This window comes from Herbidospora mongoliensis (assembly GCF_001570545.1).
Lineage (GTDB): Bacteria > Actinomycetota > Actinomycetes > Streptosporangiales > Streptosporangiaceae > Herbidospora > Herbidospora mongoliensis.
In genome coordinates, this window is sequence record NZ_BBXD01000015.1 from 12313 (window position 1) to 24859 (window position 12547).

At 70.4% G+C, this 12547-nt stretch carries 12 protein-coding genes; 10 read left to right on the forward strand and 2 right to left on the reverse strand.

Annotation, left to right across the window (positions count from 1 at the left end):
- Window positions 1–52: 52 nt before the first annotated feature.
- The 10 genes from recN (at window position 53) to AW272_RS21345 (ending at window position 11133) form a co-directional block, all read left to right on the forward strand.
- The gene (gene recN / locus AW272_RS21300) at window positions 53–1771 is read left to right on the forward strand and encodes a DNA repair protein RecN (protein WP_066368001.1); all 1719 of its coding nucleotides are present in this window, start codon (window positions 53–55) and stop codon (window positions 1769–1771) included.
- A 579-nt stretch (window positions 1772–2350) separates the two neighbouring features.
- Window positions 2351–3547: a putative cytokinetic ring protein SteA gene (steA, locus tag AW272_RS21305; RefSeq protein ID WP_066368002.1), complete on the forward strand. Its 1197-nt coding sequence runs from the start codon at window positions 2351–2353 to the stop codon at window positions 3545–3547.
- On the forward strand, window positions 3544–4548 hold the full coding sequence (locus AW272_RS21310) for a copper transporter (protein WP_066368005.1): 1005 nt from the start codon (window positions 3544–3546) through the stop codon (window positions 4546–4548). The genes steA and AW272_RS21310 overlap by 4 nt, the downstream gene beginning before the upstream one ends.
- A 21-nt stretch (window positions 4549–4569) precedes the next feature.
- Window positions 4570–5418: a hypothetical protein gene (locus tag AW272_RS21315; protein ID WP_066368008.1), complete on the forward strand. Its 849-nt coding sequence runs from the start codon at window positions 4570–4572 to the stop codon at window positions 5416–5418.
- Entirely contained in the window at window positions 5415–6983 is a 1569-nt protein-coding gene (gene murJ, locus AW272_RS21320) for a murein biosynthesis integral membrane protein MurJ (RefSeq protein WP_066368011.1), read from the forward strand. The genes AW272_RS21315 and murJ overlap by 4 nt, the downstream gene beginning before the upstream one ends.
- On the forward strand, window positions 6980–7996 hold the full coding sequence (locus AW272_RS21325) for a glycosyltransferase family 4 protein (protein ID WP_066368014.1): 1017 nt from the start codon (window positions 6980–6982) through the stop codon (window positions 7994–7996). Before murJ ends, AW272_RS21325 begins: the two co-directional genes overlap by 4 nt.
- Before the next feature lie 247 nt (window positions 7997–8243).
- Window positions 8244–9230 (forward strand): TerC family protein, encoded by a 987-nt coding sequence (locus AW272_RS21330; protein ID WP_066368021.1) that lies wholly within the window; start codon window positions 8244–8246, stop codon window positions 9228–9230.
- A gap of 176 nt (window positions 9231–9406) precedes the next feature.
- Window positions 9407–10000, forward strand: coding sequence for a phosphatidylserine decarboxylase (locus tag AW272_RS21335; RefSeq protein ID WP_439649153.1), 594 nt, complete (start codon window positions 9407–9409; stop codon window positions 9998–10000).
- A 22-nt stretch (window positions 10001–10022) separates the two neighbouring features.
- The gene (gene pssA / locus AW272_RS21340) at window positions 10023–10820 is read left to right on the forward strand and encodes a CDP-diacylglycerol--serine O-phosphatidyltransferase (RefSeq protein WP_245657655.1); all 798 of its coding nucleotides are present in this window, start codon (window positions 10023–10025) and stop codon (window positions 10818–10820) included.
- Between the two features lie 40 nt (window positions 10821–10860).
- A complete protein-coding gene (locus AW272_RS21345; protein ID WP_066368030.1) occupies window positions 10861–11133 on the forward strand; it encodes a hypothetical protein in 273 nt (90 codons plus the stop codon).
- Between the two features lies 1 nt (window position 11134).
- Here AW272_RS21345 and AW272_RS21350 read toward each other — a convergent pair whose 3' ends face one another.
- On the reverse strand, window positions 11135–11773 hold the full coding sequence (locus tag AW272_RS21350; protein ID WP_066368032.1) for an MBL fold metallo-hydrolase: 639 nt from the start codon (window positions 11771–11773) through the stop codon (window positions 11135–11137).
- Between the two features lie 5 nt (window positions 11774–11778).
- Window positions 11779–12480, reverse strand: a complete 702-nt coding sequence (locus AW272_RS21355) for a maleylpyruvate isomerase N-terminal domain-containing protein (RefSeq protein ID WP_157518699.1) — start codon at window positions 12478–12480, stop codon at window positions 11779–11781.
- Window positions 12481–12547: the final 67 nt, after the last annotated feature.

A 12547-nucleotide genomic window follows, 5' to 3' on the forward strand; every position in this document is an offset into this window, starting at 1 on the left:
GCGAGTTGCGCGTAGGATCGCTTGCGACATTGACGTTGAACGGGAGGGACCAGTGCGACCGAGGGTCGAGGAGGTCCGTATCCGAGGGCTGGGCGTCATCGACGAAGCCGTCCTTGAACTGTCCCCCGGCTTCACCGTCGTCACAGGTGAGACGGGCGCCGGCAAGACGATGGTGGTGACCGGTCTCGGCCTGCTGTTCGGCGGCCGGGCCGATCCCGCCCGGGTCCGTCCCGGGTCCGACAAGTGCACCGTCGAGGGCACCCTCATCGTCGATCCGGCGGGCCGGGCGGCCCAGCAGGTCTTCGACATCGGCGGCGAGGTCGAGAACGGCGAGCTCATCATCTCCCGCACCGTCTCCTCCGAGGGCCGGTCGCGGGCCTGGCTCGGCGGGCGCACCGTCCCGGTCGGGACACTCACGTTCCTGGCCGAAGACCTGGTGGCCGTCCACGGGCAGATGGACCAGCAGCGGCTGCTGCAGCCGGGCCGCCAGCGCGCCGCGCTCGACCGCTACGCCGGCGACGAGCTGGTCAAGCCGTTGCGGGCCTACGAGCAGGCGTACAAGAGACACAAGAAGGTCGGCGACCTGGTCGCCGAGCTGACCGGCCGGGCGCGCGAACGCGCGCAGGAGGCCGACAGCCTGCGGTTCGGCCTGCAGGAGATCGAGAAGGTCGCCCCCCGCGCCGGGGAAGACGTCGAGCTGAAGGAGGAGGCCGAGCGCCTCACCCACGCCGACACCCTGCGCAGCGCCGCGACGGTCGCCCACACGGCGCTGCTGGGCGATCCGATGTCGGGGCCCGAGGCGGTGGCCGACGCGGTGTCCCTCATCGGTCAGGCGCGGTCGGCCGTCGAGTCGGCGCAGGACTACGACCCCGCCCTCGCCGGCCTGGCCGAACGCCTGGCCGAGGCGGGCTACCTGATCAACGACGTGGCGACCGAACTGGCCGCCTACGCCGAGTCGGTCGAGGCCGACCCCCAGCGCCTGGAGACGGTGCACGAGCGCCGGTCCCTGCTCAACGGGGTGATCCGCAAATACGGCGTCGACGTCGCCGACGTCCTCGCCTGGGCGGAGAAGGCCGCCGTCCGCGTCGGTGAGCTCGACGGCGACGACGACCGCATCGGCGAGCTGACCCGCGAACACGAGGAACTGACCACCCGGCTCGTCGAACTGGCCGGTGAGCTGACCCGCATCCGCGAGGCCGCCGCCGAACGCTTCGCCGTGGCGGTCACCGGGGAACTGACCGCCCTGGCCATGCCCCACGCCCGGGTCACCGTCGTGATCGACTCGACGGGCGACTTCGGCCCGCTGGGCGTCGACGAGGTCGAACTGCGCATGGCGCCCCATCCGGCGTCCCCGCCGCTGCCGCTGAACAAGGGCGCGTCCGGGGGTGAGCTGAGCCGCGTCATGCTGGCCATCGAGGTCGTCTTCGCCGGGGCCGACCCGGTGCCCACGTTCGTGTTCGACGAGGTCGACGCGGGAGTAGGCGGCAAGGCGGCCGTGGAGATCGGGCGGCGGCTGGCCAAGCTGGCCCGCACCGCCCAGGTCATCGTCGTCACCCACCTGCCGCAGGTGGCGGCCTTCGCCGACCAGCACCTGGTCGTCGAGAAGGACAGCGACGGCAGCGTGGTCCGCAGCGGCGTGGTCGCCCTCGACCGCGAGGCCCGCAAGCGCGAACTGGCCCGCATGCTGGCCGGCATGGAGGACTCGGAGCTGGGCCGCGCCCACGCCGAAGAACTGCTGACGGAGGCCGCCGCCGCGAAGGCCCTCGGCTGACGGTCTCCATGTGGGGAGGGCGGCGGGCTTTCTGCGAACAGGGCCGGTGCCCGGATGGTGAAGTCCGCTGTGGAAGGGCGTCGCGCCGAATCGGGAGCCGGGCTTTCTCGGGGCCATGGTTGAACGCTGGTCCGCCGTCGTCGCGGCGGTGCGTGGAGCGGGCGGTTGGCGCCGGATACGGGCGATGCGGGGGTGGCGGGCGGTGCCAGGGTGGGCGGAGCCGTAACGGAAGCAGGAAACTCCCTGAGCGGTGCCGCGGGATATGAGCACAGCTCAGGGCAGTGGGGTGGGTGCGGGAGTCCCCTTAGTCACATATCGGAAAAGTCCCAGCGAATCAGGAAAAAGTTGGCCAGGCTGGAATGACGACGAGAAGCGGCCGCCCGGGGGCGAAGCGGCTCGTACATCGCAATCCCTCGTCGGGTGACAACGGTTCGTGTTCTGGGCAGAGGAGGGCATCGTGCCCGGACGACGCCGTATGACGACATGGGGGACGACGGCATGAGGGCAGGGTGGCGACAAAGCTGGTGGGTGCCGGGGTGTCGGACCTTCATGGTCGTGAGCTCTGGCAGGATGGTCCCGATGAAGGTCTCGAGCGTCAGGGTTCCAGGCCTCCGCCGCCGGAAGGTCAGTGTCCTTCCCGGGGTGACTGCGACGGCGCGCATCGACCGGCGCACCAAGAGGCTCACGAAACGCCTTCGCCCAGGGGAAATCGCGATCATCGATCACGTCGACATCGACCGGGTGAGCGCGGAGGCCCTCGTCGCGTGCGGTGTGTCCGTGGTGGTCAACATCGCGGCGAGCGTGTCCGGGCGTTATCCGAACCTGGGGCCGCAGATCCTGCTCGAGGCCGGCGTCACGCTGGTCGACGGCGCCACACCCGAACTCTTCGAGAAGATCCGCGACGGTGACGTCGTCCGGGTCGCCGACGGCGTCGTCCACATCGACGAGGAGATCGTCGGCAAGGGCGAGGTGATGACCGCCGAGTCGGTCGAGGCCGCGATGATCGAGGCCCGCGCGGGGTTGTCGGTGCAGATCGAGGCGTTCACCGTTAACACCATGGAGTACGTGCGGCGTGAGCGCGACCTGCTCATCGACGGCGTCGGCGTGCCCGACATCGTCACCAAGCTCGACGGGCGTCACGTCCTGATCGTGGTCCGCGGATACCACTACAAAGACGACATCGCCGCGCTGCGGCCCTACATCCGTGAATACCGGCCGGTCATGATCGGGGTCGACGGCGGCGCCGACGCGCTGCTGGAGGCCGGTTACCGGCCCGACATCATCGTCGGCGACTTCGACTCGGTCTCCGACGAGGCGCTGGCCGGGGGCGCCGAGCTGGTCGTCCACGCCTATCCCGACGGGCGGGCCCCCGGGCTCGAACGGGTCAGGAAGCTGGGGCGCGACGCCGTCCTCTTCCCGGCCTCCGCGACGAGCGAGGACATCGCGATGTTGCTGGCCGACGAGAAAGGCGCGTCGCTGATCGTCGCGGTCGGCACCCACGCCACGCTCGTGGAGTTCCTCGACAAGGGGCGGGCCGGCATGGCCAGCACCTTTCTCACCCGGCTCAGGCTGGGCAGCAAACTCATCGACGCCAAAGGCGTCAGCAGGCTCTATCGCAGCCGCATCTCCGCGGCGTCGCTGCTGCTCCTCGTGGCCACCACGATCGTGACGATCGGCGTGGTGCTGTTCGTCTCGCCGGTCGGCAAGATCTGGCTCGACGGAGCGCAGGACGTCTGGAACGGCTTCATATTCTGGGTGGTCGGACTCTTCTCGTGATCGATTTTCGCTATCACCTCGTCTCCATCGTGGCGATCTTCCTGGCGCTGACCGTGGGCATCGTGCTCGGCAGCACCGCTCTGCAGGATCCGATCATCGAGACGACCCAGGTGACCGCCGAGACCTTGAAGAAGGAGAACCTGACCCTGCGGTCCGATCTGGTCGCCCAACTGGCCAGGGAAGACGGCAACAACGCCTTCGTCACCGCCGCCACCGCCGAACTGGTCGAGCGCGACCTGGCGGGCGAGCGCGTCGTGGTCGTCGAGGCGCCGGGCGCGCCCACGGCCCTGCGCGACCCGATGCGCGAGGTGCTGGAGCTCGCGGGGGCCACCTACACGGGCCGGGTGACGCTCACCGATTCGTTCCTGGAGCCCGAGCAGGCCGGGGTCATCGACGGCCTGTCGATCCAGCTCGCCCCGGTGGGGGCGACCTTCCCCGAAGGCGCCACGCCCTATGACAAGGCGGGCACGGTGCTGGCCGCCGCGCTGGTGACCAACATGCGGCCGCAGGCGGGCACCGCCAACACGGCCACCACGACCGTGCTGTCGGCCTTCCAGGAGGGCGGCTTCATCGCCGTCAACGGCGAACCTGCCGACCGGGCGACCCTGGCGATCGTGGTGGCGCCGGCGGCGCCCTACGAGGCCGAGACGGCCGAGACCATGAACAACGCGATCGTGTCGGTGTCCGGCGCGCTCGACAAGGCCGGGCTCGGCACCGTCATGACCGGCACCACCACCGCGTCGGCCACCGGCGGGGTCATCGCCGCGCTGCTCGACTCGGGCGAGGAGACCTCCCAGGTCTCCAGCGTCGACACGCTCGATCTGCCCTCGGGGCGGATCGTGGTGGTCGACGCGCTCAAGGAGCAGCTCGGCGGGCAGTCGGGCGCCTACGGGATCGGCAGCGGCGCGACCGCGTTCGAACCCGCTCCGGCGGTGCCCACCATCCTGCCGTCGTTCACGCCCTCTGCCAGCCCGTCTCCCGTGGCCTCCGCCACCGGCTGACCTCCCCAGGAAGGATCCGCTGTGTCTCATCGTTCCCTGCTCTTCGCCCTGGCGGGGGCGGCGCTCGGTGCGGCCGCCGCGCGGGCCGCGTACACGGCGTTCTCGAAGAAGCAGCCTTTCGGTGACGAGAAGACCTGGGCCCGCGTCAACCATCGCGGCGAGCCCGTCACGCTGCTCGAAGGCCCGGCGTTCGCGGTCGGTGCGGGGGCGGCGCTGGCGCTCGCGCCCGGCCTCTCCCCGCAGGTGAAGGCCGCGGGCGTGCTGACCTCTCTCGCCTGCGGCGCGCTGGGCGCCTATGACGACGTGTTCGGCACCAGCGCCTCCAAGGGGTTCAGGGGGCATCTGTCCGCGCTTCGGCAGGGCCAGGTCACCAGCGGTGCGGTGAAGATCCTCGGGATCGGCGCGACCGGTCTCGCCGCCGCCGCGCTGACCCGGCGCAATGTGACCGACATCGCCGTCGACGGCCTGCTGATCGCCGGCTGCGCCAACCTGGCCAACCTGTTCGACCTGCGGCCGGGCCGCGCGATCAAGGTCGGGCTGCTGGCCGGAGCGCCGCTGATCGGGTCGCCGCTGGCCGCCGTGCCGATGGGGGCCGCCGCCGCGCTGCTCCCCGACGACCTGGCCGAACGCGCGATGCTCGGCGACACCGGCGCCAACGCGCTCGGCGCGCTGCTGGGCCTGGCCGCCGCGCAGAAACTGGGACGTCCCGGGCGGCTGGCCGTGCTCGGCACCGTCGTGGCGCTCACCGCCGCGTCGGAGAAGGTGTCGTTCACCAAGGTCATCGCGGGCAACCCGGTGCTGAACCGGCTCGACATGCTCGGGCGCCGTCCCGTGCCGCCTCCGGCCGAGGTCATCCGGCCCACCCCTTGACCGCCCGGGGGGTCGCCGGGGCGGCCCTGCTCATCGGCGTCATCACGATCGTGGCGCGGGTCACCGGCTTCGCCAAACAGCTCGTGTTCGCCAAGACGGTCGGCACGGGCTGCCTGTCGACGGCCTATTTCACCGCGAACTCCGTACCGAACCTGGTCTTCGAGATCGTCGTCGGGGGAGCGCTGGCGGGCATGGTCGTGCCGGTGCTGGCGGGCGCCGCCGAGCGAGGTGACAAGGAGACCGCGGGGCGCATCGCGTCGGCGCTGCTGACCTGGGTCGTCGTGCTCCTGGTCCCGCTGAGCGCGCTGGTCGCGCTGCTGGCGGGCCCGATCGTGCAGGTGTTCGTGCCCGGCGCGCTGGCGGGCTGCGACGCCGGTGACGTCATGGCGCTCGCCGCGCACATGCTCGCCGTCTTCGCACCCCAGATTCTTCTGTACGGTCTGGCGGTCGTCCTCTACGGCGTCCTGCAGGCCCACCGGAGGTTCGCCGGGCCCGCGCTGGCCCCGCTCGTGTCGAGTGTCGTCGTCATCGTGGCCTACGTGGCGTTCGTCCCGCTCGGCGGCACGATCGAGATCGCCGGGCTGCCCCAGGCGGCCGAACTCGTGCTGAGCGTTGGCACCACACTCGGCGTGCTGTCCCTCGTGCTCACCGTGATCTGGCCGGTCGCCCGGCTCGGCCTGCGCTGGCGGCCGACCCTGAGCTTCCCGCCGGGTGTCGCGCCCCAGGTCAGGCGCCTGGCGGCGGCCGGGCTGAGCGCGCTGCTCGCCCAGCAGGTCGCGATGGCGGTGGTTGTCCGGCTGGCCAACGAAGGCGGTTCGGGGCGGCTCGCCGCGTTCAACTACGCCTGGGCGATCTACCTCGTGCCCTATGCCGTCCTCGCGGTCCCCATCGCGACCAGCGCGTTTCCGGTGCTCTCCGCGAGATTCGAGGCGGCCGACCACGACGGGTTCGCCGCCATGGCGGCGCGGACCACGCGGGCGGTCGTGCTCGTCTCCGGCCTGGCGGCGGGAGCCCTGTTCGCCGTGGCCACGCCGGTCGCCGAGGTGTTCCTGTCGGTCAAATCCGACGTGCCCCCAGACCAGCTCGCCCTGGGCATCGCCCTGTTCGCCCCTGGTCTGATCGGCTACGGCCTGATGGCCCACCTGTCCAGGGTCCTCTACGCGGGCGGGCACGGCCGTCCGGCCGCCCGCGATCAGGTCGTCGGCTGGATCGTCGTGATCGCCGCCCAGGTCACGCTCGTGCTCACCCTGCCCGACGCGTGGGTGGTCGGCGGCCTGGCTCTGGGCAACACGATCGGTCTCACCGTGGCCGGTCTTCTCCTGACGGGTTCCGTACGTCGCGCCTACGGCCCCCTTGAGGGGCTCACCCGGGCCACGCTCGCGGCGGTCGCCGGGGGCGTGACCGGTGCGGCGGCGGGGTGGGCCGTCGTCTGGCTGCTCGGCACCCCGGGCCTGTGGCTGAGCGTGCTGGTGGCGGGCCTGGCCGGGATCGTGGCGGCCGGGTTCGGCGGGGCGGTCGCGGCCGCGATCGACCGGGACGACCTCAAGGAAGTGATCAGAAGGTGAAGATCGTGCTGACCCTCGGCACCAGCGCCGGGGGAGTGGGCCGCCACGTCCGCACCCTCGCCGACGGTTTCACCGCCCGGGGTCACGAGGTCGTGATCGCCGGCCCGGCCGACACCTTCGCGAGGTTCGGCTTCACCCAGACATTCGTCGAGATCCCCGTCTCCGACCGACCGCACCCGGTCAACGACGCCCGGACCGTCCGCGTCCTGCGCGGGATCGAGGCCGACGTCGTGCACGCCCACGGCCTGCGGGCCGGCGCCCTCGCCGCGCTGGCCCGGCCCCGGCGGCTCGTGGTCACCCTGCACAACGCGGTCACCGCTCGCGGCGCGGTCGGCGCGGTCTACGCGGTCCTCGAACGGATCGTGGCCCGGCGGGCCGATGTGGTCCTGGTCGTCTCGCCCGACCTCGGCGACCGCATGGTCACGCTCGGCGCCGGGAATGTCGCCCCCGCCGTCGTGCCCGCGCCGCCGCTGGCCGACCTGCCCGCCACGACGGAGTTCGCCGGGAAGCGGGTCCTGCTCACCGTGGCGCGGCTGGCCCAGCAGAAGGGGCTGGAGACCCTGCTGGACGCCGCGGCGGGGCCGTACCCGCGGGATGTGGTCTTCGCCGTCGCGGGAGAAGGACCGTTGCGCGGCGCGCTCGAGGAACGGATCACCCGCGAGAACCTGCCGGTCACCCTGCTCGGCCCCCGCACCGACGTGGCCGCGCTGCTGAAGGCGGCGACCGCCCTGGTGGCGCCGAGCCGCTGGGAGGGGCAGCCGCTCAGCGTCCAGGAGGCGCTGAGGGCGGGGGTGCCCGTGGTGGCCTTCGCCGTGGGCGGCATCCCGCCGATGATCGGTGCGGCGGGGCTGCTGGTGCCGCCCGGCGACGCCGGGGCGATGCGCTCGGCGCTACTGCGGCTGCTGGCCGACGAGAGCCTGCTCAGCGACCTCGCGGACGCCGCGCTGGAACGTGGAAGGGCCCTGCCCGGCGAGGACGACGCGGTCGAGGCGGCCCTGAAAAACTACGGCTGACCGGGGAATCACCCGGGCTTGTTCCGGGTTGATAGGAATAATTCGTGCAAGAAACCTGGGCCCGGGGTTCAGTTGCCCCCGGGGCGGGTCCCTATACTTGTGGCGTTGGGGGGGAGTATCCCTTCGTGACGGTCCCGTCATCACGGTGCACAGCACCCGGGGCCGTCGGTCCGTGTCTGGCGCAGTTTGCGCGGGCGGGAGAGACCTCCGGCAGTGTGTTTCGTCGCGCGCCGGAGGGATTAAGAGAGTGGACATTCCCGTGTGGGGTTGGGCTGCCGTCATCATCGGCCTGCTCGTGGTCATCGCCATCGACCTATGGATCGTCGATCGTGGAGAGCCGAAAGAGTTCTCCATCCGTCAGGCAGGCTTCTGGGTCGGCCTCTACGTCGCACTCGCCGTGCTGTTCGGCATCGGCCTGCTGATCTTCGCTGGACCACAGCAGTCGGGTGAGTTCTTCGCGGGTTACATCACCGAATACAGCCTGAGCATCGACAACCTGTTCGTCTTCTACATCATCATGTCGCGGTTCGCGGTGCCGAAGGCCTATCAGCACAAGGTGCTGACGATCGGCATCCTGATCGCGCTGGTCATGCGCGGGTTCTTCATCGTGGTCGGCGCCGCCGCCCTCAACCAGTTCCACTGGCTCTTCTACGTGTTCGGCGCGATCCTCCTCTACACCGCCTACACGATGATCCGCGACCACAACAAGAGCGAAGACGACTTCGACGAGAACATCCTGCTGCGCTACGCGCGCCGGGCGTTCCCCACCACGCAGGACTACGTCGGTTCCAAGATGATCGTCAAGGTCGACGGCAAGAAGATGGTCACGCCGATGCTGATCGTCATGATCGCCATCGGCAGCACCGACCTGCTGTTCGCCCTCGACTCCATCCCGGCGATCTTCGGTCTGACCACCGACGCGTTCATCGTCTTCACCGCCAACGCGTTCGCCCTGATGGGTCTGCGGCAGCTCTACTTCCTCCTCGGAGGCCTGCTGCAGCGTCTGGTCTACCTCAGCTACGGTCTGGCCTTCATTCTCGCCTTCATCGGCGTGAAACTGATTCTCGAGGCCATGCACGACATCGTCGAGTGGGCGCCGAAGATCCCGATCCAGGTCTCGCTGGGCGTCATCATCGGGACGATGCTGGTCACGACGGTCGCGAGCATCCTCAAGTCGCGCCGCACCGCGGCCGCCGAGAAGGACGCCACCCCCGAGCAGGCGGAGCAGCACTAGCGTCCAGACCCACTGGGGTCACGCGCTTGACGCGAAAGAGGACGGTTAGGGACTGTGGCATCGGTAACATAACTGCTTAAGTCGCAAATCCGTCCTCTAGTCGCAAAAGAGTACAAAGGCTCCTAGTGTCGAACGAAATAGAAAGTCCTCGCCCACGTGTCCGGCTCGCGCGTGGCGTGTCGCCGTGGCTGGCTCCGACAGCTGCCGCGGCGGCCGTGACGGCGGGCCTGACCCGCTGGTCTCCCAAGTGGGCCTTCGCGGCGGTGCCGCTGGCGGCCCTCACGGGCGGGATGCTCTGGTTCTTCCGTGATCCTGACCGCTCGCCCGGCATCGGGCGGCTGCTCTCGCCGGCCGACGGCGTCGTGCAGAGCGTCGACCCCTGGATCGACGGCCGCACCCGCGTGGCCATCTTCATGAGCCCGCTCAACGTGCACGTCAATCGTGCCCCCGTCGCCGGGACCGTCGTCTCGGTGGAACACGTGGCCGGTGGATTCGTGCCCGCGTTCAACAAGGACAGCGACAAGAACGAACGCGTGGTGTGGCACTTCGACACCGCGCTCGGCGACATCGAGATGGTCCAGATCGCCGGGGCCGTCGCGCGCCGCATCGTGCCCTATCTGCAGGCGGGCGCGAAGGTCGCCCAGGGAGATCGGGTCGGTCTGATCCGGCTCGGCTCCCGGGTCGACCTCTATCTGCCGGAGGGCGTCGAGCCCGCCGTGACCGTCGGCGACACAACCGTGGCTGGGGTGACCCGCATTGACCGCGCCTGACCTCAGGGCCGGAAGCTGGTCCGTGGACGAAGACGCCGAACCCTTGGGTCCGGTCGGCAAGGCGTTCCGCCTGTCGGCCGCCGACCTGCTCTCTCTCGGCAACGCGCTGTCGGGGTTCCTGTCGGTCGTCGTGCTGGCCTACAGCGCGATCGACCAGCTCAAGATGACCCGGGGCAACTTCGAGCCCGATCCGCGGTTCTTCGGCACCGCCGTCGTGCTGCTGCTCGTCGGTGCGACCTGCGACCTGTTCGACGGGCTGGTGGCCCGCCGGTTCCGGGCCTCGGCGATGGGCGCCGAGCTCGACAACCTGGCCGACGTGATCAGCTTCGGCTTCGCGCCGGCGTTCATGATCGTCATATGGGGCGGGTTCAACGCCCCGCTGCCGCTGTGGCTCGTGCTGGCCGCCGCGGGGTCGGTGCTGCTCGCGGGGGTGACCCGGCTGGCCCGGTTCGCCTGCGTGAAGACCAAGAGCGGCGACTTCATGGGGCTGCCCATCCCCATGGGCGCCATGACGATCGTCTCGATCGTGCTGCTGTTCCCGCCGACGATCTGGACGGTCCTCGGCATCTTCGCCACGGCGTTCCTGATGATCAGCCGGATCGAATATCCGAAGCCCAAGGGCAACATGGCCGCGTTCGTCCTCGGCTGGATGCTCATCAACGTGGCCTGCCTGATGGTCTGGGCCGCCGGGCTGCCCGGTGGCGACCAGCTCATCCAGGTCGGCGCGATCATGCAGATCGCGATCGTGTCGGCGATCCCGCTGCGGGTGCTGATGTTCAGGCGGGCCAAGCGCAAGGAGCGCCTCGCGGGCTCCCGCTAGGTGACTTTCCGGGGCGGACCCGCCGTTGTCTAATGACCGTATGGCGACCGCCCCGCGTGAGCTCACCCGTTCTTACTTCCTCGGCAAGCTGGCGCGTGAACTCGAACAGCGCGGCTTCGCCGTCACGCTGCGGCCGGAACCGCCCTCTTTGCGGATCAGCGCACCGGAGGCCGCCCTGCTCAACGAGACCGTCGACTGCGTCTCGCTGCAGGGCGGCTGGTTCTACCGGTGGTCGTGGGGCGAGGTCGTGGAGAGCGCCGACGATCCCGACGCCGCCGCGGCCCTGATCGCCAAGGTGCTGGGAGCGCGCTGATCTACCAGCCCCGGGCCTGCCATTCAGGCAGTGCGGGACGTTCGACCCCGAGCGTGGTGTCCTTCCCGTGGCCGGGGTAGACCCAGGTCTCGTCGTCGTACCGGTCGAAGATCCGCTCCACCACGTCGGTGTAGAGCGCGGTGAACCGCGCCGGGTCCTTCTGGGTGTTGCCCACGCCGCCGGGGAACAGCGAGTCGCCGGTGAAGACGTGGCCCGGGTAGTAGAGGGCGATCGAACCCGGGGTGTGGCCGCGCAGGTGGATCACCTCCAGGTCGGTCACCCCGACGGTCACCCGGTCGCCGTGGTCGACCGGCCGCGCCTCGACCGGCAGCGCCGCCGCGTCTTCGCGGCCCGCCACCACGGTCGCGCCGGTGGCCTTGGCCACCTCTTCCAGGGCGCCCCAGTGGTCGCCGTGCTGGTGGGTGGTCACGATCACGCTGATCGGCTGCCGGCCGATCAGCTCCAGGATCCTGCCGGGCTCGGCGGCGGCGTCGATCAGCATGCCGTCACCGGTCTCGCGGCAGCGGATCAGGTAGGCGTTGTTGCCGAAGTCGCCGACCTCCATCTTGGCGATGGTGATCTTCTCCAGCTCCCGGACGTCGGCCGGTCCGCCCTTGGACACGTCTCCCGTATAAGTCATAGCTGTCACGCTAGGCCGTCGGGGGCGCTGCGGACCATCCAGGCCGGGGGCGGCGGGAAGCCGTCGGGCGCGTGGCGGCCGGTCATCCAGGCGGCGAGCTCCCGTTTCGTGGCCTGGAGGTGCGGGCCTTCGGCCCCGATGATCGTCTCGCCGGTGTCGGTCGCGGTCAGTCTCCCGTACGTCGCCCGGTCGCTCAGCTGGGGGGAGTCGCCGAACTCCCAGTGGACGTAGCGGTCGGGCCAGTCGCGCCAGGTGTAGCCGGCGCCGAAGTCGCTGTGGTGGATCTCCACCTCGCGGAGGCGGCGCATGACGACGTACCAGACGGGATGGCTCGGCGGGCGGGTGCCCTCGACCCGGAAGGACCAGCGGTCGGCGGGCAGCGCGTCGGCCGCCTCGGCGAAGCGGGCGGTGCTCTCCTCCAGATCGGCGAGCTGCTCCTCGGCGGGCCGGGCGAAGCCCTTGAGGATGCCCTCGTCACGTTCCGCCGCGTCGCGGTACTGAGGGGTGACCACCCCCGTGCGGGCCCACGTGAGCAGGTTCACAAGGGAGTCGGCGTTGCGGGAGACGTGGGTGGCCAGGTGGCCCCGGGTCCAGCCGTCGAGGGCCGACGGGGCCCGCATCTCCTCGTCGGACAGCCCGGCGACGGTGGTGATCAGGCGGGCGTCAGCGGCGGCGAGTTCCGCCCTGTAGTCGTCAAGAAGGGACATGGGGTCATCCTCGTCCACGTACTCTGAAGAAGCAGGGGCATTTTTGTCGGTGGCGGCGGATAGCCTG